The following is a 20,259-nucleotide window of genomic DNA, read 5'->3' as shown; positions in this document are numbered from 1 at the left end:
GGCCATGACGCGGGCGCTAAGCGTGCAGCGCCGATGCCTTCCATTGCGGCGGGTCTGTGTGCGGGTTTATGCGGTGTACGCCAATGCAAGTGACGCCGATCAGTGACTCAGATCGACGCCCTTGCAGTGCGTTGAGGGCCGTTGCGGATTGCAGCGTGCAACCGCATCGCCCTCCAGGCGCACCACGTAGCCGGTGCTGGCCGACTCGTGTGCGGGAAAGTCGGTGCTGAGCAACTGCGCACCGCTGGCCAGCATGCTGTCGCGGCGGGTGGTGTCGTGCTGCAGCGCTTCCTTCAGGTCTGCGTCGGCTCGCGTGCGCACCAGGTAGCCGGCTTTCACCAGCCGCGTGATCGTGTCGGCGGGGCCATCGTTGAGTTCGGTGAACGCGGCATCTTCCTGCCCGGGCACGGCGTTGGTGAAACAGACCCGGCCACGCAGCGACGGATGTCCCGGCAAATAGCTCGCACCGGCCGTGCGTTGGTCGAGCAAGAACACGACCTTGCCACGCGAGTCGGCCAGCGACGGCCAGCCATGCGCAAGCACTGCGGCGTTGAGCGTACCCGCGTTGCCACGCACCTGGTCGGGGCTGACGTATTCGCCAGGTCGAAAGACCGAGCGCAGTTCGGCATCCAATGCATCCATGGTGCCTGCATCGAACGGCTCGGGCTGCACGCTGGGAAAGCCCAGCTCGACAGGCGCCTGCTTGGTTTCCAGCAGGATGAAGATCGGCACGTGCCCGGGGTGTTGCCTGGACCAGCTGCGCACCTGCTGCAGGCAGGCGATCAGCGGCTGGCAATTGCTGCGCTGGTCCACGTCCTGCACGTGCATGACCTTGAAGCCGGGCGTGTCCATCACACCGGCGGGTGCGCTGGCCGGTGCTGGCGGCAGCCCGGCCTTGGCGATCTGCGCGGCGATCCCCGGATGTGCATAGCGGCCACCCTGGGCATCGGCGAACACGTCCAGTTCCAGTTGCCTGACGCCATCGTCCAGTTGTTGCGCCAGCGGCGGATGGCGGTAATCCAGTGCCGCGAACAACGCGGGATTGAGCTGTTTCAGCAGCGTGGCTTCGCTGGGTGCAAATCCGGCGTGGTAGCTGTTGTGGCTGCCGAGGTATTGCAGGTCGGTGAGGCGCGGCGCAGCAGCTAGCGCAAGATTGCTGGTGATCAAGGCGGCAAACAGCGCAGCTTTCGGCAGTTTGCTTCGCTTTGTGCGTGGCTGCTTCGCTTGGCAGTCACTGGATGAATGAAGTGCGGGAAAAACCGGAGCAAAACCCATGCGGCGACGCCAGGAAACGAGGTGGTCGTCATCATCCGGGTGCAACTTGACGCACATCTTTCCGCAGTATTGCCGTCATGCGTCAGTCGCTTCGATACGCGCAAGCGAATCTGGTTGATCGCCATATGGATAAGTTCATTGTGGTGTTGTCTGGCGCAGTGCATAGGCCAGCAATCGCGCCTGGAGACGCTCGCCAATCGTGCGCGGTGTGTCCAGTGCCATGCGCTGCAGACAGGCCGCTGCGTCGGTCGTGTCGGTAGCGCGCGATGTCGTTGCACGCGCCAGCGTCGCCAGCATTGCGCCCCTGCTGGCGGTGGCACGCTTGAGCCAGGTCAGTGCACGTAGCAAACGTTGTTCGACCGCAGTGAAATCGCTGCCAAGCGGATAATCGGGCAGGCTGCCATCGCGCCGGAATGGCGCCAATGCCCGTTCAAGCGCGTCGGGCGTGTTGCGTTGTGCGCGGGCGGGCAACACGGGCGCCGTGCGCAGCTTGCGTGACTGGGCAGCCTGCGCAAGCAGCGCGTCCTGGAAGCGTGTATCGCAGATGCCGGCCATTTCCAGCACGCACTCCTGGTCGGTCTTGTGGCGCAGATCGGCGATGCCGTATTCGGTGATGTAGATGTCGCGCAGATGGCGGGGAATCGTGGTGTGGCCGTAGTTCCAGCGCACATTGCTGGCTGCCTCTGCGCCGGCATCGCGGGTGGCGCGCAGCATCAAGGTACTGCGTGCCTGCGGCAGGGCATGCGCCATCGCGACAAAGTTGTATTGCCCGCCGACGCCGGAGACCACGCGTCCGTCTTCCAGACCATCGGACACCGCTGCACCGAGCGCGGTCGCCATCATGCAGGAGTTGAAGAAGCGCGCGTCGCGGCGCTGCAGGCGCTCGAGGGCTTCATTGCCGCCGTACAGCTGGTTGATCTCGCTGATGCGGCGCATGCCGATGGCATTGCGGGTATCGGCATCCAGATCGCGCAGCCATTGATAGAAGTCCGGCGAGCCGAGATAGAACGCGCCATGCAGGAACTCGCCTTCGCTTGCCAGACGTGCACGATCGTCGGTATCGGCGCTGCCATCGGCAATGCGCTGCATCAGCGGCAGATCGTCGTGCACCTTGCGACGGATCACGCCGCTGTCCACCAGTTGCTTGAAGCCTTCGTTGAGCATTTCGCTGCAGCCGTACAGGCCGATCGCAAACGGCTCCAGGCCGCCGCTGGCAAGCACGCTGGGGTGCTGGTCCAGGGTTGGGTCCAGCGCCTGCAGCGCGCGGCGATAGGTCGCGTTGTCGGTGTGCCGCAGCACCAGGGCATGACTCAGCGCGTCGGCCAGCGTGCCGATGCCGATCTGCAGGGTGCCGCCATCGCGTACCAGCGTGCTTGCATACAGGCCGATGGCGTAATCGACGGTCGTCACCGGTTGCCGCGGCAGGCCGAACAGACGCGGCGATGGGCCGGGCAGGTCAATGATCAGATCGAAGAAGGTCGCATCCACCGCGGCGGTGCCGCCCATCCACGGCAGCTGCGGGTCCACTTCGGCCACCAGCAGCGGTCGCGGCAGGCCCAGCGCCTGCACGGCGTCCAGCGTGTCCTGGGTGATGTCGTTGTTGCACGACAGCGACAGCCGCGTGCCATCGGGTTCGCGCGCGACCTTCTGCACGATCAGATTCGGCGCGCGCTGCGCCACTGCGGCCGCGGCATGCGTGTAGTTCAAGCTGGTGTAGTCGGCCTGCGCCTGGGTGGAGCGCAGCAGGCCACCGGACTGCATGTAGAACTCTTCCACCTGCACGTGCGCCGGCAAGGCGTCGCGCAGCATGGCATCGACATACGCAAGGCGCGGAAAGTCCTCGCCGAAGTGACGCGCGATGAACGCAGCCGCAAAGCGCGCCTCAAACCCCTTGCCCGGTTTGGGCGGACTGAGCGACAGCGCGGTGTACAGCGCAAGCGATCGTGCGGGCGTGCTCTCGATCTGCGCATACAACGCATTCAACAGCCGGTGCGGCTTGCCGATGCCCAGCGGTGCACCCACCCGCAACGGGCCGGCGATGCATTGCAGGATGTGCGCGACCGCAGTGTCCAGATCAGTGACGTATGTAGGCATGCGCGAGAGCGTAGCCCAAAGCGCTGTGGTGGCGACACCGACAGCGGTCGGGCCACTCCCGACAGTGCGCAACGAATCGCTTCTGCAGAAATTACAACTGGGTAACAACTGGCTCATGGTGGCGTAATCGAGCGCTCCCAGGATGCGCAGCATGATCACCTCACCCACCCCCGCCGGTTTTTGCCCCCGCCATGGCTTTGCCAGTGCCAGCCTGGTCGAGGCCACGCACGCGCAGCGCCAGGAGGTGGAACAGTTCATCGCTGCGGTCTATCTGCGTCGCTATGGCGCGCAGCTGCGCAGCTTCCTGCCGCACCTGCTGGCCTATCGCGATACCAAGGGTGTGCTGCTGGCGGCGGTAGGGGTACGGCTCGGCAGCGCCGGTCGCCTGTTCGTGGAGCAGTATCTGGATAGCCCGGCCGAATCGGCGCTGGCCGGGCGGATGGCGGTGCCGGTCGCGCGCTCGGGCCTGGCCGAGGTCGGCAACTTCGCCGCGATCAGCTCCGGCAGTGCGCGCGCGCTGATCCCGCAAATGACCCATGCGCTGCATCACGCCGGCGTGCGTTGGGTGTTGTTTACCGCAACCCGGACCTTGCGCAATACCTTCGACCGGCTGCAGCTGCAGCCGGTTGCCCTGGCGCCAGCGCTGCAGTCGCGTGTAAAGGACGACGGCACCGAGTGGGGCAGCTACTACGCCACCCATCCACAGGTCCTGTGCGGCGATGTCGCCGCCGGTCACGCGTTCCTGCTTGCGCGGCAGGCGCTGCACCCGCAAGCCGTACGCTGGGACGTCGATACGCTGCTGTGCCAGGCAGGAGCAGGCGCATGAGCGCGCGGTTCGCAGCGCTGCTGGGTGCCCTGCACGGCCATGCGCCGCGCGTGCTGACCGCCGCCGGCAGCCTCGATGCGCAGCAACTGGCCGATGCCGTGGTGGGGCTGGCCGCGCGCCTGCAGACGGCGGGGCTGACCTGTGTCGCCAGCCGGCTGGACAACGGCCCGGGCTGGTTGATCCTGGATCTGGCGCTGCGCCTGATCGATGCAGTGCACGTGCCGTTGCCGACGTTCTTCTCCGAGGCGCAGGTGCTGCATGCACTGATGTCCAGCGGCGCGCAATGCGTCGTGACCGACGCGGCCGCCACTGCGCCACCAGGCACCCATGGCGAAATGTCGGCGTTGCAGTTCGATGCACTGCGCGCCTGGCGGGTGGAAGCGCTTGCGCAGAGCATCGTGCTGCCGGTCGACACCGCCTGCATCACCTATACCTCAGGCACCACCGGGCGTCCCAAGGGCGTGTGTCTGTCGGCCGACAGCCTGTTGACGGTTGCCGGCGCGTTGGTGGATGCATCGGCTGCGATCACGCCGCGTCGGCACCTGTGCCTGATGCCGTTGTCCACCTTGCTGGAAAACGTCGCCGGGCTCTACGCAACCTTGCTGTCCGGGGCGCAGGTCGCGCTGCCGTCGCTGGCGGAAATCGGCTACAGCGGCGCCAGCGGGCTGGATGTGCCGACGCTGCTGCGTTGCCTGCAGCGTTATCAACCGGAGAGCGTGATCCTGGTGCCGCAGTTGTTGTTGGCATTGGTCAGTGCTGCAGAGCAGGGCATTGCGCTGCCTGCATCGTTGCGCTATATCGCCGTCGGCGGCGGCCATATCGGCCCGAGTCTGCTGGCGCGCGCCGCAGCCTTGGGCCTGCCGGTGTTCGAAGGCTACGGCCTGACCGAATGCGGCTCGGTGGTCTGTCTCAACCGCCCCGGTGCGCTGCGTCCCGGCAGCGTCGGCCAGCCGCTGGCGCACACCCAGGTGCAGATCGTCGATGGCGAAATTCAAGTTGCCGGCGCGCGCGCGCTGGGCTATCTGGGCGAACAGCCGATGCCGTCGGGGCCGGTGCGCACGGGCGATCTCGGACGGGTGGATAGCGATGGGTTCGTCCATATCACCGGGCGGCGCAAACATGTCTTCATCACCGCGTTCGGTCGCAACGTCTCGCCCGAGTGGGTGGAAAGCGAGTTGCTGCAGCATCCGTTGCTCGCCCAGGCCGTGGTCTGGGGCGAAGCGCAGGCCGACAACGTTGCGGTGCTGTGGCCGCGTCGGCCCGGCAGCGACGATGCGGCCATCGCCCAGGCACTGGCCGAGGTCAACGCCGGCTTGCCCGACTACGCACGCATAGCGCGTTTCGTACGGGCCGATGCGCCCTTCAGCGCACACGAGGGCCTGCTCACCGCCAACGGCCGTCCCCTGCGCGACGCAATCCTGGCCCGCTACCAATCCGACGTCGATCGCAGCTATCGATTGCCGGCCACTGTCTCTCTCGGAGTTTCAGCATGACCTTCTACACATCCCTGCTGGCGCAGACCCAGGCCGAACGCGAATGCATGACGCAGGTGCCGATCATCCAGTCGGCACTCGTCGGGCAGATCGCGCACGACGATTACGTGGCGTTTCTCGCCCAGGCCTACCACCACGTGCGGCATACCGTGCCGCTGCTGATGGCCTGCGGCGCGCGGTTGCCGGCGCGGCTGGAATGGCTGCGCGAAGCCATCGGCGAATACATCGAAGAAGAGATGGGCCACCAGGAGTGGATCCTGGACGACCTGGTGGCGTGCGGCCAGCCGCGTGAGGCAGCCGTGCTTGCCGGGCCGTCGCTGGCAACCGAACTGCTGGTTAGCTACGCCTACGACACCATCCAGCGCGGCAATCCGGTCGGATTCTTCGGCATGGTGCTGGTGCTGGAAGGCACCAGCGTGGCATTGGCCACGCGCGCGGCCAATCAGATTGCGCAGTCGCTGGACTTGCCGCGCAACGCCTTCAGCTATCTGCTCTCGCATGGCGATCTGGATATCGAGCATGCCGGTTTTTTCGAAGGCCTGATGAACCGCCTCGACGACCCACTCGACCAGCAGGCGGTCGTGCATGCGGCCAAGCGCTTCTACGTGTTGTACGGCGACCTGTTTCGCACCTTGCGCGCCGATGGCGTGCGTCTGGCGGAGGCGGCGTGATGGATCTTCGCGGCAGGTGCGTGATCCTCACCGGCGCCAGTGGCGGCATCGGCAGCGCCTTGTGCGCGCAGTTGGTGGAGGCGGGCGCGACCGTGGTGGCGGTAGGACGCACGCCAGCGACCTTGCAGCGGCTTGCCGACACGCAGCCGGCCGGGCGCGTGCTGCCGCTGGCAGCCGACCTCGCCAGCGCAGCGGGCCGTGCGTCGCTGCTGACGCGGATACACGCGCTGCAACCTGCACCGTCGGTGCTGGTCCTTGCGCATGCGCAGGGCCACTTCGGGCTGTTGCAGGAGCAGGATCCGGCCAGCTTGGAGGCGCTGGTGCATGTGAACCTGACCGTGCCCATGCTGCTGGTGCAGGCCCTGCTGCCTATCTTCCTGAGGCAGCCGGAGGCGGCGATGGTGGCGGTCGGCTCCACGTTCGGCAGCATCGGGTTTGCCGGTTTCGCCGGCTACAGCGCGAGCAAATTCGGCTTGCGCGGGCTGTTCGAGGCCTTGGCCCGCGAACACGCAGACACGCAGGTGCGCTTTCAGTATCTGGCGCCGCGCGCCACAGCGACCAGCTTCAATCCCGCCGCGGTCGATGCGCTCAACGCGGCCTTGGGTACGGCGGTGGACCGGGCCGAGGACGTCGCGGCAGCGCTGGTGCAGTCGATCGCGCGTGGGGACGCGCGTCGGCAGTTGGGCTGGCCGGAAAAACTGTTTGTCCGGCTCAACGGCCTGCTGCCCGAAGTGGTGGACCGTGCGTTGCGCAAACAACTTCCCCTCATCCGCCGCCATGCGCGGCCCGGTAGCGTGGTTGCCACACAGGAGCTTTCGCATGAATCGCAATGACTGTCAGCTGCGTATTCTGGCTGCACTGGCGATGTTGGGTATCGCCGGCGCCAGTTGGGCGACCGGTCCGGCGCCGCAGGTGGCGCAGCTGCAGGATCGTTGGGCCGTGATCGCCTACCAAACTCCAAAATCAGAGCGGGTTGCGGCGCTGGAAACGCTCGCGCAGCAGGCCGAACAGGTACGGCACGCCTTGCCGGACGATGCCGATGCCCTGATCTGGGACGGCATCGTGCGATCCAGTCTGGCCGGCGAAAAGGGCGGTCTGGGCGCATTGGCGCAGGTCAAGCTCGCGCGGACGGATTTCGAGCAGGCGATCAAGCGTGCACCGCGTGCGCTCGATGGCGCGGCCTACACCAGTCTGGGAGCGCTGTATTACCAGGTGCCTGGCTGGCCGATCGGATTCGGCGACGATGCCAAGGCGCGCACCTTGCTGTATCAGGGTCTGGCAATCGACCCTGACGGACTCGACAGCAATTATTTCGTCGGGGATTTTCTGCGCGATCAGAAGGACTGGGCCGGTGCCGCAAAGGCCTTCGAGAAAGCCGCTGCCGCAGCGCCCAGACCGGGCCGGCAGCTTGCCGATGCCGGCCGCCGCAAGGAGCTGGCCGCCAAGTTGGCCGATGTGCGCGCGCAGCTTGCCAAGCACTGAGCCGCCTCACAGACTGGCTCACATGCGCATCTTGTTGGTCGAAGACGATCTTTCGCTGGGCGAAGGCATCCGCACCGCCTTGCGGCGTGCTGCCTATGCGGTGGACTGGGTACATGACGGGGTCAGTGCGCTGATGGCCCTGCAGGAAGACACCCTGGATCTGGTGATCCTGGACCTGGGGTTGCCGCGCATGGATGGGATCGAGGTCATTCGCACCGCCCGCGCCCGCGCGCTGGACACGCCGATCCTGGTGCTCAGCGCCCGCGAGCGCGCCGCCGATCGCGCGCTGGGCCTGGATGTGGGCGCTGACGATTATCTGGGCAAGCCCTTCGACATCAACGAGCTGCTGGCGCGCACGCGAGCGCTGCTGCGACGTGCGGCCGGGCGTGCGCAACCGACCTTGCAAGCTGGCGCGCTGCGGCTGGATCCGGCCGGCATGTCGGTGCGTTGGCATGGCCGCGATCTGGATCTGACCCGGCGCGAATTTGCCCTGCTGTGGCTGTTGATGGAGCAGCATGGCAGGCCGATCGGGCGCGAACGCATCCAGCAACATCTCTACGGATGGGACGAGGACGTGGCCAGCAATGCAGTGGATGTGCACGTGCATCAGCTGCGTCGCAAGCTGTCACCGGCGCTGATCCGTACCGTGCGCGGCATCGGTTACGCGCTCGACGAGCAGGCCGCCCAGGCTGCCGCCGCACCGCCGCAATGAATTCGATCCGCCGGGTGCTGTTGCTGGCCTTGCTCGGCGTGTTGTCGTTGCTGATGTTGGCTGCAGCCGGTTTCAGTTATCGCGCCGGGCTGCAGGAAGCTGGCGAAATGTTCGATGCGCGCCTGGTGCAATCGGCGCGCGTGCTGGTGTCGTTGGTGGACGAACCCTTGGGCGATCTGGCGCAGGGCGAGCCGATCGTGATCCGTGGATGGCACGGGCAGGCGCAGGGCGTGGGCGAAGCGCTGGCGTTCAAGGACGGCCATGCCTACGAAACCAAGCTGGCGTTTCAGGTGCGCAATGCCGGCGGCGCGTTGCTGTTGCGCTCGGACAGTGCGCCAGCGCAACCGTTGGCGCCGTTGCGTGCCGGCTATGCAGACGTGCGACTGCCCGATGGGCAGTGGCGTACGTTTACCTTGCACTCGCCGGGTGGGCGCTGGTTTCAATCGGCCGAGCGTGCCGACATCCGCGAAGAGCTTGCCGAAGATATTGCACTGGGCACCTTGTTGCCGTTGCTGATGGCGTTGCCGTTGATGGCGCTGTTGATCTGGGCCGTGGTGAATTGGGCCACGCGCTCGCTGGTGCGGGTCTCCGACGAGATTGGCGAACGCGATCCCAAGCGTCTGCAGCCGTTGCAGCCGCAGCGCATGCCGCGCGAAGTGCATGGCCTGGTACGCGCGGTCAACGGTTTGATGGACCGGGTGCAGGAAGGGCTGGAACGCGAACGCCGCTTCATCGCCGATGCCGCGCACGAACTGCGCACGCCGATCGCGGCGCTGAAAGTGCATGCGGCCAATCTGCGCCTAGCCGCCAACGCGCAGGAACGCGACGAATCGCAACAGCAACTCGATGCCAACGTGCTCCGCATCGAACGCATGGTGGCGCAATTGCTTGCCATGAGCCGGGTCGAAGCAGTCACTGCCTTGCCACGGCGCAGCGTGAGCCTGGACACCTTGGTGCGCAGCGAATCCGAAGATGTGCTGGTGGTTGCGCTGCAGCGACAGCAAGAGGTGGAACTGGCGCTGCAGCCGGTGCTGGTGCTCGCAGACGAGTCTGCGTTGTCGCTGCTGTTGCGCAACCTGCTGGAAAACGCCGTGCGCTACACACCGCCGGGCGGCCGCATCCGCATCAGCACATATGCCGAACCGGTGCCGACGCTGGTCGTGGAAGATTCCGGGCCGGGTATCCCGGAAGCTGCGCGCGGACGTGTCTTCGGCCGCTTCCATCGCGAGCTGGGCACCGGTGTAGAGGGTAGCGGCCTGGGTCTTTCGATCGTGCAGGACATTGCCCAGGCGCACGCAGCGCAGGTCCACCTGGACGATGCACCAACACTCGGCGGCTTGCGCGTCAGTGTGCGATTTGTGGGCAGTGCCGCCGGCTGAGGTCTGCAGTCATTGCGCCATGCATTTGGCCTGGGAACCACGGCCGCTGGCCTTGCGTGTGGCCAAGCGTGCCGAAATACGGCCCGGGGCAGCGATGTCGTGGGCCATGTGCGGCGCAGCCCGGCGCAGACGCATGCAGCTGCCGACGTGCGTGGCATGAGACTGCAACATCGGCACGGCCCGCGCTGGTCGATCGCGCAAGCGGCGTGGCTCTCGCTTGACAAGGCGTTCGTTCACAGCTGTAATCGTAAAAAATTACAGGCGTAATCCTATGCCGATCAGCGATGCGGAAGCGGTGGTGATGCAGGTGCTCTGGGACCGGGCGCCGCGCACGGCGGACGAGGTGGTTGCCGCGTTGGCGCAGACCCATTGGGCCGAGCCGACCGTCAAGACCTTGCTCAATCGCTTGCTCAACAAGGGCGCCATCGCAGCGCAGAAGGAAGGGCGCAAATACCTCTACACGCCGCTGTTGCAGCGCGATCACTGGGTGCAGCAACAAAGCGAAGGGCTGCTGCAACGCCTGTTCGGCGGGCGGGTTGCGCCGCTGGTAGCACACTTCAGCGAACGCGGAAAACTCAGCGCCTCCGACGTTGCCGAATTGAAGCGCCTGCTCAAGGAGTTGGACGATGAGCCCTGACGCGCTGATGTGGCTGCGCGCCACGGCCTACACCACGGTCGCATTGCTGGCGTGCCTGCTGCTGCGCCGTCCGCTGCGCATTTGGCTGGGTGCCACCGCAGCCTATGCAATCTGGGCCAGCGTGCCGCTCGCGCTGCTGGCAGCCGTGCTACCTGGCCCGCCAGTGGGGGCAGTGGTCGTGCAGGTGCCGGCGCTGACCGCCATCCCGCTCGCACCGGGCACTGGCAATGGCGCAGCAGGCGTGCAGCAGTGGTTGATCGCGGTGTGGCTGGCGGGCGCGGTGTTGAGCGCGGGCATGGTGTGGCGTGGTCAGCGGCGCTTCTTGCGCAGTCTTGGCCCGCTGCATGCGCTGGACAACACGCTATGGCTGGCCACGCATGATGTCGGGCTGCCTGCTTCGCTGGGAGTCATGCGCCCGCGGATCGTGCTGCCGACCGACTTCACCACGCGCTACAGCGCCGACGAGCGTGCCTTGATCCTGGCCCACGAGCGATTGCATCTGCGCCGTGGCGATCTGCAGGCGAATCTGCTGGCCACCGTGCTGCTGTGCATCGGCTGGTTCAATCCGCTCGTGCGTCTGGCATGGCGTGCATTCCGGCTGGATCAGGAGCTGGCCTGCGACGCCGCCGTGCTTGCGCGCCATCCGGGCAAACGGCGCAGCTATGCCGGCGCGATGCTCAAATGCCAGCTGGGCAGCAGATGGTCGCCGTTGGCGTGCCACTGGGCCGCGACGCATCCGTTGACGCAACGCATTTCCGCACTGCGCGCCCCGGCGCGGGAGATGCGGCGTGCACAATGGAACCTGCGCATGGTGATGGCGGTTGCAGGCGTTGCCAGTCTTGCCGGTTGGGTCATCCAGCCTGGGCGTCTGGGCGCGACGCCGACGCCCGGCAATGCGGTGGATTTCAGCACGATGCAGCCGCCCCGTTATCCAGCCGAAGCGCTCACTGCGCACCTTGCCGGTTTTGTCGAGTTGCAGATCGACGTCAGCCCGGGCGGCACGCCCGACCGCGTCGTGATCGTGCATAGCCAGCCGGCCGGAGTGTTCGATCAGGCCGTGCTCGATGCCGCGCGTCACTGGCGCTTTAAACCGGCAACTGCAGACGGCAGGCCGGTGGCTTCCCAGATAAGTGTGCCGGTCCGGTTCGAGCTGGACCCGCCGGAACAGGCGGGCGCATCCACCGATGCTGGCGGCAGCCAGCGCCTTGCGTCGCAATCCCGGCGCATCGATGACTGCGTTGCATCCGCAGGATGCGCAAAACAAGGGGCACTGCCATGAAGGACGGTCTGGCATGGTGCGTCGCCGTCGCGATGAGCCTGTGCGGCTGCGCAACGCAGCGCATGGCAGAGCAGGAGCGCAGTCAGCGCGAGGATTCGGTGGATCAACGCATGCTGCCGCCGCAATCCGGTGGCGGTGGTGGTGCCGTCGCCTCGTATACGCTGGCGCAAACCCAGCGGTTCCGCATGCCGCGCGCCCTGCGCAGCGAGGCGCCGGTGCTGCCGGCCGATTCGCCGCGTCAGACCTTGCCGCCAACCACGGTGTGCGCGCATGTGATTCTTGCAGCCGACGGCGCAGTGCAACGCGTGGACCCCATGTCCGATCGCGACGAATGTGCGGCCGGGCTACTGCCGGAAAACACCGACCTGCTGCACGCCGTGCGCACGACCGTGCAGCACTGGCAGTTCGTTCCCGCCGCACTGTGCACCTATGCGCCGGATGTCGCACAGCCGGCGGCGCTGGATGATTGCAGCGGTGCGACGCATGCAGAGCCGGTGCCGGTGACGTTGTCGTTCGCGTTTACCTTCGTAGTGCGGCAGGGCAAGGTGAGCGTGCGTACCGGCAAGGTTGCGCAGTGAGCGGACGTGACTGCGGCGCTTGATGTGCGTGCGCAGTAACGGCTGTCGCGCAGCGGCAACATCCAGGCCTTCGTCATGCAGGCACTGGCGTGATCAACGACGTAGCGCGGCATCGTCTGCAACGGGCAAGACAACTCTCGGATCACCGTGATGGATATCGGCCGGACGCGGGCGCCGATTACATCGGCAGGCCGCTCGTTGCCCGTCCCGTCGCCCACCAGCGTCTCACTGCACTACATGCACGCTGTCGGCGATGCGCTGTACCTCATCCGGGTTGTGGCTGACATACAGCATCGGCAGACTGATCTCATCGCGCACGCGCTGCAGGTAAGGGATCAACTCTTCGCGGCGTGCCTGGTCCAGTGCGGACAATGGTTCGTCGAACAACAGGATGGCCGGTTGCGACAGCAGTGCGCGGCCGATGGCCACGCGTTGCGCCTCGCCACCTGACAGATTGCGTGGGCGGCGTTGCAGCAGCGGGGCGATACCGAGCAGGGCCACCACGTCGTCGAATCCGAATGCCGCACCGCGCGCGTGCCGGCCGTAATGCAGGTTGCGCCGCACATCCAGATGCGGGAACAGCCGCGCATCCTGAAACACATATCCGATCCTGCGTCGATGCGTCGGCACGTCCACCCCCTGTGCGTGATCGAACAGGCAGCGTCCATCGATACGGATATGCCCGGCGTGCGGCCGTAGCAGGCCGGCAATGGCATTGAGCACACTGGTCTTGCCGGCACCGGAAGGGCCTACCAACGCCACTACCCGCGCATCGTCCTGGATACGGATATGCCGCTGAAAATGGCCGCGTTGCAGGTGAAGATCCAGATCCAGCATCAATCGTCCTCGCGCCGATACTGTCTGCTCACCAACCACTCCGACAACAGCAGCGCTCCCAGCGAGATCGCCAGCGCCACGCCGGCCAGGCGCCACACGCCCGATTCCATGCCCGGCACCTGCATCAATCCATAGATGGCCGACGACAGCGTCTGCGTCTGGCCGGGGATATTCGACACGAACGTGATCGTCGCGCCGAATTCGCCCAGCGCCTTGGCAAACGCCAGCACCACGCCGGCCACCAGGCCAGGCCAGGCCAGCGGCAGGGTGATGCTGAAAAACACCCGCCACGGTCCTGCGCCGAGCGTGGCGGCGGCCGCTTCCAGGCGGCGATCGGTGGCTTCGATCGACAAGCGGATTGCGCGCACCATCAACGGGAACCCCATCACCGCGCATGCCAGCGCCGCACCGGTCCAGCGGAACGCGAACTGGATGCCGAGGTATTCCAGCAACCAGCTGCCGACCGGCCCTTGCGTACCCAGCACCACCAGCAGCGCGTAGCCGGTCACCACCGGCGGCATCACCAGCGGCAAGTGCAGAAGGGCGTCCAGCAGCGCCTTGCCCGGGAAGCGCCGCCGCGCCAGCAGCCAGCCGCAGGCGATGCCCGGCGGCAGGCTGGCGATGGCGGCAACCAGCGCGACCTTCAGGCTCAGGCCGATCGCGGTGACTTCTTCAGCGGTGAACATCGACAGGCGGTGTACCTCAATCCTGCAACGAAAAGCCGCGACGCACGAAGATCGCCTTGGCCGGTTTGCTGCTCAGCCACTGCACGAACTTGGTGGCCTCGGGCGTGCTGCCGTTCTTCAGGGCCGCCACCGGATACACGATGGCGTCGTGGCTGTCGGCGGGGAACGTGGCGACCACGCGCACCTTGGGCTCGGCGCGTGCATCCGAGCCGTAGACGATGCCCAGCGGCGCCTCACCACGCGAGACCAGCATCAGTGCGGCGCGCACGCTCTCCGATTCGGCCAGACGATTGCTCAGGCCATCCCACTGACCCAGCTTGCGCAGCGAGGCGGCGGCGTACTTGCCGGCCGGCACGCTGCTGGTCTGGCCCACCGCCAGGCGTCCAGTCTCGCCGAGCGCCTTGGCGATGGCGCCGGGTGTGCGTGGATCCACCCGCACCTTGCTGGTGGCCGGTGCGATCAGAACCAGCGTATTGCCGAGCAGGTTGCGGCGCTGTCCCGGCACGACCAGGCCGCGCTGCTGCAGGTAATCCATCCATTCCAGATCGGCCGAGAAGAACACGTCCGCCGGTGCGCCTTGTTCGATCTGGCGCGCCAGGGCGGAACTTGCGGCATACGACACCCGCACCGGCGTGCCGGAGGCTTTTTCGTAAGCGGCGGCAGCCTCGTCCATCGACTCTTTCAGGCTGGCCGCGGCGAACACGGTGACAGGCGCGGTCTGCGCAGCGGCCAGGACGGGCAAAGCGAGCATCAACGCACACGCGGTGCGTTGCCAGAAACCGATGGTACGCATGGGAAATTCCAACCGGGGCAAGACCCCGATCATAGCGGCTGCGCCCAAGCCGCGTGGCGAACGCCAACCGGCGCTACCGAGCCACGCCCGCGCAGCTGCCCGCCTGAAGGTTGGCCTGCAACGCCGGCCGGATCAGCTTGGGCGCGGCAAGCGTGGCGTCGCGTGCCTGCCGTTGCGCGACGAATGCTTCGACATCCACGCCATCGCGCACGTGGATATTGCTGCGCCGTTGTTCGCCAATGCTGGTCTGGTGCGCCACTGCCCGGCCACCGGGGCCGTAGTCATGACAGACGAATACACGGGTGTCGTCGGTAAGCGCATACAGGCGCTGGATCGAGGCATACAGTTGCCGCGCATTGCCGCCAGGAAAGTCGCATCGCGCCGTGCCTGCGTCGGGCATGAACAACGAATCGCCAGGAAACAGCGCATCGCCGATTAGGTACGCAATGCTGTCGCTGGTATGCCCGGGCACCGCGATGACGCGCCCCTCCACACTGCCAAGCCCGAAGCGTTCGTCATCGGCAAACAGATGGTCGAACTGCGAGCCATCTGGGCGAAAGTGCTGCGGCAACCCATAGCGCGGGGCCAGCGTCTGCTGCACTTGAACAATCCCTTCGCCGATTCCGACCTGCGCCTGTGGCCATTGCTGCTTCAGCCACTGCGCGGCCGACAAGTGATCGGCATGCGCATGGGTTTCCAGCAGCCAGTGCAGCTGCCAGCCGCGTTGCCGGATGGCATCGGCGATGGCCTGCGCTGCGTGGGTCCCGATGGCGCCGGTATCGGCTGCATAGTCCAGTGCCGGGTCGATCACCGCCGCCGCGCCGGACGCCGCATCGGCGACCACGTAGGTGAAGGTGCTGCTGTCGGCGTGGAAGAACGCCAGAACCTCGGGCTGCATGGTTGCCTCCGCGTCAGGGGGTGGCCAGCGCCGCGTTGAGCACGGCGGCCAGTCGGTCGCCCGCCAGCCGCAACTGCGTCTCGGCAATCGGACGATAGGTGGCGATGTAGCTGGCCGGCAATACGTGCGCGTCGGGATACACGCCGGGGGTGATGGCGATCTTGCACGACGCCTGCGCCCATGCCGCCGCCGGCGGCGGCAGCGCGGAAGAGACCGCCGTGGCGGCCGGCAACGCCAGCAGGCGTTGCAGATAGGCGTCGTCGCTGAGGTGGCGGTCGTTGAGCATGCCGCTATCCCATAACGCATGCAGGTTGCTGCCCTTGCCATCGACCTGCAGCTGGAAATCGTTGCCGCCCTTGTCGTGCGCATAACCGGCGTGCATCGGCTGATGGATATCGCCGACAAAATGCACCACGAACTTCAACGCCTGGCGTCGTACCTCCAGCGGCTGGCGACGGTCGGCGAGCACGGCAGTCTGGCGATCGAGTGCGGCGATCACGCAGTTGCCGTCCGGGCAATCGCGCGGTGGCGCATAGTCGCAGTCGTGTTCGCCCAGGTTGACGTAATGCCATGGCCCCGAGCGCTTGCCCAGATCCGGATCGTGCTCGCGCAACTCGTCGGCCCAGGTCGCGACACCGTGCAAGGTGGGGTCCGGCTCGCCGGCAAGCAGCTGCGCCACCTGCGCGCGTGCCTGCGGGTTCAATTCGGTTTCGGCAATGCGCGCCACCAGACGGTGGCCCTGCGGGCCCCAGGCGAAGGCGGTGACCGGCTGGAAGGCCGCAGTCAGCGCCACGGCAAGCACAACGAGAGAGGGGGAGAAGGTCTTCATCCCCCGATTGTACGCAACCGTCCGGGACGGTTTGATGGCTGTCGCTGCCACGTCGCCGCGCAGCACTGCGACAGCGGCAGCGCGATCAGTAATAGACCAGGTACGAAATGCCATAGGTCAACGGATCGACCCGCGCCTTGCCAAGCCGCGCGCCGTTGAAATCGACATTGCTGCGCGAATCGGTCCAGCGCGCATCCACGCGCAGCCCGCTGCGGTCGTTGAAGATGAAGTCCACACCGACGTGCGCGGTGGCGCCGACCGAGTCGCCGAAGCGCAGCTCGCTGTTGCCGAAGGCTTGCTCGGTGTCTTCGCCGAGGAAGGTGGTGTAGTTGATGCCCACGCCCACGAACGGCGACACCGTGCCGTAGCCATTGATGTGGTACTGCAACAGCACGCTGGGCGGCACCGACCAATAGCTGCCCACCTTGCCGACGCCCTCCAGCTCGAGATCGTGCTTGCCTGCAACGGCGGCATGCACCTCGATCCCGAGGTTGTTGCGGATGAAGTATTCGTAGGTGAACGACAGCGCCGGCGCACCCTTGATCTCGGCGCGTGCGCCGCCGAAGTTGCCGCTGTCGGACTTGGGCGAGACATAGCCTGCGCCGTAGCCGGTTGTCCAATGGCCGGCCGACTGTGCAAGGACGGGAGTGGCCGAAGCGGCCAATGCGATGGCGAGGGCGGTGCGGATGAACATGCTCATGGAATCCCCGGTAGGTCGGACAGGCGTTCGACGTGTCCGACCTGTCCGCAACTCCGGCGGTGGATGCACGTCCCTGGAGGCCAAGTGTGCCAGAGATGCATCGCGCTTGCCGCTGTGACTCAGAACCGATACACGTATGCCGCGCCGTAGACCAGCGGGTCGATATTGACCGTGCCGATGCGGGTGCCGTCGAGGCGGGCTTCGCTGTCGATGTCGATCCAGCGCGCGTTGACGCGCAACGCGCCGCGCTCGCCGAGCTTGAAGTCCAGCCCGGCATGCAGGGCCAGGCCCCACGAATCGTCCAGTTCCAGCTCGCTGCCAGCCAGTGCGCCGCGGGTATCGGTGCTGAAGAACCGCGTGTAATTGATGCCGGCGCCGACGAACGGAGATACCTTGCCCTGGCTGTTGAAGTGGTATTGCAGCGAAATCACCGGCGGCAGATGTTTGGTGCTGCCGACGCGGCCCAGCCCGCGCAAGGCGATGTCGTGCTCGAACGGCAGCGCTGCCAGTACTTCGATGCCCAGGTTGTCGGCGATGAAGTATTCGGCCGTAAAGGTCGGTTTGATGTCCTTGCCCACGTCCGCTTCGAGCGTGCCGCCGACCAGGCGGCCATTGTCGGATTTGGGAGCGACCTGGTGCGCGCCGACGGCAACGGTCCAGTCACCTTTGGATTGAGCCAGTGCGGGGACGCTGGCAAGGCTGGCGGCCAGGCCGGCGAGCAGAAGGGGAGAGCGCATGCGCATAGAGGGTCTCGTTGTGTGCAGGGGATGGACGAAGTCTTGAGGGTTTGCGCCGCCGCCGCCTTGATCCTGATCAAACCGGGGCCACAACCATCCGGGTCATCGCGATGCGGCGGGTGATGGGTCGGCGGCAGCATCGCTGCGCAATGGCAGCAGCGCGGCGCGCCATGGCGCTTGTCGCAGGCAGGCCGCAGGTCGGATGCGCAGTGCGTTGCGGGCTGCGCCACCGTCGGCGGGGGAGGCGTGCCGACGGTGATACGCGGTAGGGCGCAGACAGCGGGCGGCGTACTCCGGGGCGCCGGCACTACTTGGCCCTGGCGACCTGCGGGGCATCCACTTCCGGCATCGCCGAGCTGTGGTGGTTGATGATCAGCCACTTGCCGTCGCGCTTTTCGTAGACGAAGGTGTAGCGCGCCTGCACATCGCTCTTCTTGCCGTCCTTGTCGGTCAGCGTGAAGGTGTACACGCCCGCATCCACCGCGCTGTCGTCATCGAGCACGCGCACGGTGCGGTAATTGACCACGCCCTGGGGCTTTTTGGTCAGGAACATCTCGAAGTACTTTTCGATCTGCTGGCGCGAGGCGCGTACTTCGTTGGACACGGTCGGCAGCAGCACGCCGTCGGGCGCATACAGATCGGCCACCTTGTGCGGGTTGCCTGTGGCCAGCGCGGCGTTCCAGGTGTCGAACAGTGCGGCGACTTCGCGTGCTTCACCGTCCACAGGCAGCGACGCCTTTTCGGTGTAATGCATCACGCCGCCGGCCAGCGCCGGGGTGGCAGCCAGAGCCAGAACCAAGGAGGACAGAGTGCGACGCATGGGAATCTCCGTGTAGTTGATTGGGTGCCTCAGCAGGCAGGGCCAGTATCGAAATCCACGGAGCGCCGAAATGCTGCTGTTCGGCATATGCATGAATACGCTTTTCGGCGTAGTTGATTGCATTGTAAGTAGTTGTAAAATAAAGAGTATCGGCAGTTCCGTCGCGTGCGCTGCTGCTCTGCCTTCAGGTGTCGAACTGCACCTTGGGTGGGCCAGGGACCCTCAGTGCGCACGCCCGGCGAGCGCGTGGCGCTCTGCAGCCAGGCACAAGGCGCACATCGGCATTCGCCAACGCGGGCGACAAACCCAACAGATCGCTTGCGCATGCACGGTGAGCGGTGCCTGATCCTCGATCCCTTTCCGCATGCCACTGCACGGCCGTCCAGGGAGGACGCTGTTAGAATGTCAGCCCCTTTCCATCCGCCGCGCTGTCGCGGCCGCAGGAGCTAGTGAACATGGCAATCAAGGTTGGCATCAACGGATTCGGTCGCATCGGCCGCAACGTGCTGCGCTCTGCGGTGCAGAACTTCGCCAATGACATCGAGATCGTGGCCATCAATGACCTGCTCGAGCCCGATTACCTCGCCTACATGCTGCAATACGACTCGGTGCATGGCCGCTTCAAGGCCGATGTGTCGGTCGACGGCAACACGCTGATCGTCAACGGCAACAAGATCCGCCTAACCCAGGAACGCGACCCGGCCAACCTCAAGTGGGATGCGGTCGGCGCCGATGTGGTGATCGAGTCCACCGGCCTGTTCCTGACCAAGGAAACCGCGCAGAAGCACATCGACGCGGGTGCCAAGAAGGTGATCCTGTCGGCACCGTCCAAGGACGACACGCCGATGTTCGTGTTCGGCGTCAACGACAAGACCTACAAGGGCGAAGCGATCGTCTCCAACGCCTCGTGCACCACCAACTGCCTGGCGCCGTTGGCCAAGGTGATCAACGACAAATGGGGCATCAAGCGCGGCCTGATGACCACCGTGCACGCGGCCACGGCTACGCAGAAGACCGTGGACGGCCCGTCCAACAAGGATTGGCGCGGTGGGCGCGGCATCCTGGAGAACATCATCCCGTCCTCCACCGGCGCAGCCAAGGCCGTGGGCGTGGTGATTCCGGAACTCAACAAGAAGCTGACCGGCATGAGCTTCCGTGTGCCGACCTCGGACGTGTCGGTGGTCGACCTCACCGTCGAACTGGAAAAGCCGGCCACCTACGCCGAGATCTGCGCCGAAGTGAAGGCACAGAGCGAAGGCGCCTTGAAGGGCGTGCTGGGTTACACCGAAGACAAGGTGGTGGCCACCGACTTCCGCGGCGAGACCTGCACCTCGGTGTTCGACGCCGACGCCGGCATCGCGCTGGATTCCACCTTCGTCAAGCTGGTGTCCTGGTACGACAACGAGTGGGGCTATTCCAACAAGTGCCTGGAAATGGTGCGGGTTGTCGCCAAGTAAGTAAGGCCTGACGTCGTGCATAGAAACCCCGGTCTGTCCGGGGTTTTTTATGCGCGCTGTACTCGTACCGGTGGAG

The 20,259-nt window shown here is 66.0% G+C and carries 21 protein-coding genes; 11 read left to right on the top strand and 10 right to left on the bottom strand.

The window, feature by feature from the left end; genetic code table 11:
- Positions 1-99: 99 nt before the first annotated feature.
- Both FHY18_RS14020 and FHY18_RS14015 read right to left on the bottom strand, forming a co-directional pair.
- A complete protein-coding gene (locus tag FHY18_RS14020; protein ID WP_259156102.1) occupies positions 100-1,275 on the bottom strand; it encodes a phosphatidylinositol-specific phospholipase C1-like protein in 1,176 nt (391 codons plus the stop codon).
- A 135-nt stretch (positions 1,276-1,410) separates the two neighbouring features.
- On the bottom strand, positions 1,411-3,369 hold the full coding sequence (locus FHY18_RS14015; protein WP_259156101.1) for an acetyl-CoA hydrolase/transferase C-terminal domain-containing protein: 1,959 nt from the start codon (positions 3,367-3,369) through the stop codon (positions 1,411-1,413).
- Between the two features lie 151 nt (positions 3,370-3,520).
- Here FHY18_RS14015 and FHY18_RS14010 point away from each other — a divergent pair, with 151 nt between their 5' ends.
- From FHY18_RS14010 to FHY18_RS13965, 10 genes are all read left to right on the top strand, one after another.
- The gene (locus FHY18_RS14010; RefSeq protein WP_259156100.1) at positions 3,521-4,195 is read left to right on the top strand and encodes a thermostable hemolysin; all 675 of its coding nucleotides are present in this window, start codon (positions 3,521-3,523) and stop codon (positions 4,193-4,195) included.
- Complete coding sequence (locus FHY18_RS14005; protein WP_259156099.1) at positions 4,192-5,688, top strand: AMP-binding protein; 1,497 nt, start codon at positions 4,192-4,194, stop codon at positions 5,686-5,688. The genes FHY18_RS14010 and FHY18_RS14005 overlap by 4 nt, the downstream gene beginning before the upstream one ends.
- Complete coding sequence (locus tag FHY18_RS14000) at positions 5,685-6,359, top strand: iron-containing redox enzyme family protein (protein ID WP_259156097.1); 675 nt, start codon at positions 5,685-5,687, stop codon at positions 6,357-6,359. The genes FHY18_RS14005 and FHY18_RS14000 overlap by 4 nt, the downstream gene beginning before the upstream one ends.
- On the top strand, positions 6,359-7,192 hold the full coding sequence (locus FHY18_RS13995) for an SDR family oxidoreductase (RefSeq protein ID WP_259156950.1): 834 nt from the start codon (positions 6,359-6,361) through the stop codon (positions 7,190-7,192). Before FHY18_RS14000 ends, FHY18_RS13995 begins: the two co-directional genes overlap by 1 nt.
- A complete protein-coding gene (locus tag FHY18_RS13990; protein ID WP_259156096.1) occupies positions 7,179-7,841 on the top strand; it encodes a hypothetical protein in 663 nt (220 codons plus the stop codon). Before FHY18_RS13995 ends, FHY18_RS13990 begins: the two co-directional genes overlap by 14 nt.
- Positions 7,842-7,863: 22 nt before the next feature.
- Complete coding sequence (locus FHY18_RS13985; RefSeq protein ID WP_259156094.1) at positions 7,864-8,553, top strand: response regulator transcription factor; 690 nt, start codon at positions 7,864-7,866, stop codon at positions 8,551-8,553.
- A gap of 17 nt (positions 8,554-8,570) precedes the next feature.
- Positions 8,571-9,932, top strand: a complete 1,362-nt coding sequence (locus FHY18_RS13980; RefSeq protein ID WP_259156949.1) for an ATP-binding protein — start codon at positions 8,571-8,573, stop codon at positions 9,930-9,932.
- Positions 9,933-10,203: 271 nt separating this feature from the next.
- Positions 10,204-10,569 (top strand): BlaI/MecI/CopY family transcriptional regulator, encoded by a 366-nt coding sequence (locus FHY18_RS13975; RefSeq protein ID WP_259156093.1) that lies wholly within the window; start codon positions 10,204-10,206, stop codon positions 10,567-10,569.
- On the top strand, positions 10,559-11,848 hold the full coding sequence (locus FHY18_RS13970) for a TonB family protein (protein ID WP_259156091.1): 1,290 nt from the start codon (positions 10,559-10,561) through the stop codon (positions 11,846-11,848). Before FHY18_RS13975 ends, FHY18_RS13970 begins: the two co-directional genes overlap by 11 nt.
- The gene (locus FHY18_RS13965; protein ID WP_259156090.1) at positions 11,845-12,426 is read left to right on the top strand and encodes a hypothetical protein; all 582 of its coding nucleotides are present in this window, start codon (positions 11,845-11,847) and stop codon (positions 12,424-12,426) included. The genes FHY18_RS13970 and FHY18_RS13965 overlap by 4 nt, the downstream gene beginning before the upstream one ends.
- Before the next feature lie 225 nt (positions 12,427-12,651).
- Here the strand turns inward: FHY18_RS13965 and modC are convergent, their stop codons facing one another.
- The 8 genes from modC to FHY18_RS13925 form a co-directional block, all read right to left on the bottom strand.
- A complete protein-coding gene (gene modC / locus FHY18_RS13960) occupies positions 12,652-13,263 on the bottom strand; it encodes a molybdenum ABC transporter ATP-binding protein (RefSeq protein WP_259156088.1) in 612 nt (203 codons plus the stop codon).
- Positions 13,263-13,949, bottom strand: coding sequence for a molybdate ABC transporter permease subunit (modB, locus tag FHY18_RS13955; protein WP_259156086.1), 687 nt, complete (start codon positions 13,947-13,949; stop codon positions 13,263-13,265). The genes modC and modB overlap by 1 nt, the downstream gene beginning before the upstream one ends.
- A 16-nt stretch (positions 13,950-13,965) precedes the next feature.
- Positions 13,966-14,742, bottom strand: a complete 777-nt coding sequence (modA, locus tag FHY18_RS13950) for a molybdate ABC transporter substrate-binding protein (RefSeq protein WP_259156085.1) — start codon at positions 14,740-14,742, stop codon at positions 13,966-13,968.
- A gap of 73 nt (positions 14,743-14,815) precedes the next feature.
- Positions 14,816-15,640 (bottom strand): MBL fold metallo-hydrolase, encoded by an 825-nt coding sequence (locus FHY18_RS13945; protein WP_259156084.1) that lies wholly within the window; start codon positions 15,638-15,640, stop codon positions 14,816-14,818.
- 13 nt (positions 15,641-15,653) lie between these two features.
- On the bottom strand, positions 15,654-16,469 hold the full coding sequence (locus FHY18_RS13940; RefSeq protein ID WP_259156083.1) for a S1/P1 nuclease: 816 nt from the start codon (positions 16,467-16,469) through the stop codon (positions 15,654-15,656).
- 85 nt (positions 16,470-16,554) lie between these two features.
- A complete protein-coding gene (locus FHY18_RS13935; RefSeq protein WP_115554470.1) occupies positions 16,555-17,169 on the bottom strand; it encodes an OmpW family outer membrane protein in 615 nt (204 codons plus the stop codon).
- Positions 17,170-17,288: 119 nt separating this feature from the next.
- Positions 17,289-17,912 carry an OmpW family outer membrane protein gene (locus FHY18_RS13930; RefSeq protein WP_259156082.1) on the bottom strand — a complete coding sequence of 208 codons (624 nt, stop codon included), beginning with the start codon at positions 17,910-17,912 and terminating at the stop codon, positions 17,289-17,291.
- A gap of 301 nt (positions 17,913-18,213) precedes the next feature.
- Entirely contained in the window at positions 18,214-18,726 is a 513-nt protein-coding gene (locus FHY18_RS13925) for an SgcJ/EcaC family oxidoreductase (RefSeq protein ID WP_259156081.1), read from the bottom strand.
- Positions 18,727-19,181: 455 nt separating this feature from the next.
- Between FHY18_RS13925 and gap the strand changes: the two genes are divergently transcribed.
- Positions 19,182-20,183, top strand: coding sequence for a type I glyceraldehyde-3-phosphate dehydrogenase (gene gap / locus FHY18_RS13920; RefSeq protein WP_104534756.1), 1,002 nt, complete (start codon positions 19,182-19,184; stop codon positions 20,181-20,183).
- Positions 20,184-20,259: the final 76 nt, after the last annotated feature.

Source organism: Xanthomonas sp. 3793 (assembly GCF_024806835.1).
Taxonomy (GTDB): domain Bacteria; phylum Pseudomonadota; class Gammaproteobacteria; order Xanthomonadales; family Xanthomonadaceae; genus Xanthomonas; species Xanthomonas arboricola_F.
The sequence above is the reverse complement of the archived record's forward strand: the minus strand, read 5'-3'. Positions and strand labels throughout refer to the sequence as shown.

What these genes read in the sequence shown, in the direction of transcription:
- modC (WP_259156088.1), bottom strand. Translation starts at nt 13,263, where the DNA reads ATGCTGGATCTGGATCTTCACCTGCAACGCGGCCATTTTCAGCGGCAT.
- FHY18_RS13940 (WP_259156083.1), bottom strand. Translation starts at nt 16,469, where the DNA reads ATGAAGACCTTCTCCCCCTCTCTCGTTGTGCTTGCCGTGGCGCTGACT.
- FHY18_RS13945 (WP_259156084.1), bottom strand. Translation starts at nt 15,640, where the DNA reads ATGCAGCCCGAGGTTCTGGCGTTCTTCCACGCCGACAGCAGCACCTTC.
- FHY18_RS14000 (WP_259156097.1), top strand. Translation starts at nt 5,685, where the DNA reads ATGACCTTCTACACATCCCTGCTGGCGCAGACCCAGGCCGAACGCGAA.
- FHY18_RS13965 (WP_259156090.1), top strand. Translation starts at nt 11,845, where the DNA reads ATGAAGGACGGTCTGGCATGGTGCGTCGCCGTCGCGATGAGCCTGTGC.
- FHY18_RS13930 (WP_259156082.1), bottom strand. Translation starts at nt 17,912, where the DNA reads ATGCGCATGCGCTCTCCCCTTCTGCTCGCCGGCCTGGCCGCCAGCCTT.
- FHY18_RS13925 (WP_259156081.1), bottom strand. Translation starts at nt 18,726, where the DNA reads ATGCGTCGCACTCTGTCCTCCTTGGTTCTGGCTCTGGCTGCCACCCCG.
- FHY18_RS14005 (WP_259156099.1), top strand. Translation starts at nt 4,192, where the DNA reads ATGAGCGCGCGGTTCGCAGCGCTGCTGGGTGCCCTGCACGGCCATGCG.
- FHY18_RS14015 (WP_259156101.1), bottom strand. Translation starts at nt 3,369, where the DNA reads ATGCCTACATACGTCACTGATCTGGACACTGCGGTCGCGCACATCCTG.
- FHY18_RS13935 (WP_115554470.1), bottom strand. Translation starts at nt 17,169, where the DNA reads ATGAGCATGTTCATCCGCACCGCCCTCGCCATCGCATTGGCCGCTTCG.
- FHY18_RS14010 (WP_259156100.1), top strand. Translation starts at nt 3,521, where the DNA reads ATGATCACCTCACCCACCCCCGCCGGTTTTTGCCCCCGCCATGGCTTT.
- FHY18_RS13970 (WP_259156091.1), top strand. Translation starts at nt 10,559, where the DNA reads ATGAGCCCTGACGCGCTGATGTGGCTGCGCGCCACGGCCTACACCACG.
- FHY18_RS13995 (WP_259156950.1), top strand. Translation starts at nt 6,359, where the DNA reads ATGGATCTTCGCGGCAGGTGCGTGATCCTCACCGGCGCCAGTGGCGGC.
- modA (WP_259156085.1), bottom strand. Translation starts at nt 14,742, where the DNA reads ATGCGTACCATCGGTTTCTGGCAACGCACCGCGTGTGCGTTGATGCTC.
- FHY18_RS13975 (WP_259156093.1), top strand. Translation starts at nt 10,204, where the DNA reads ATGCCGATCAGCGATGCGGAAGCGGTGGTGATGCAGGTGCTCTGGGAC.
- modB (WP_259156086.1), bottom strand. Translation starts at nt 13,949, where the DNA reads ATGTTCACCGCTGAAGAAGTCACCGCGATCGGCCTGAGCCTGAAGGTC.
- gap (WP_104534756.1), top strand. Translation starts at nt 19,182, where the DNA reads ATGGCAATCAAGGTTGGCATCAACGGATTCGGTCGCATCGGCCGCAAC.
- FHY18_RS13985 (WP_259156094.1), top strand. Translation starts at nt 7,864, where the DNA reads ATGCGCATCTTGTTGGTCGAAGACGATCTTTCGCTGGGCGAAGGCATC.
- FHY18_RS13990 (WP_259156096.1), top strand. Translation starts at nt 7,179, where the DNA reads ATGAATCGCAATGACTGTCAGCTGCGTATTCTGGCTGCACTGGCGATG.
- FHY18_RS14020 (WP_259156102.1), bottom strand. Translation starts at nt 1,275, where the DNA reads ATGGGTTTTGCTCCGGTTTTTCCCGCACTTCATTCATCCAGTGACTGC.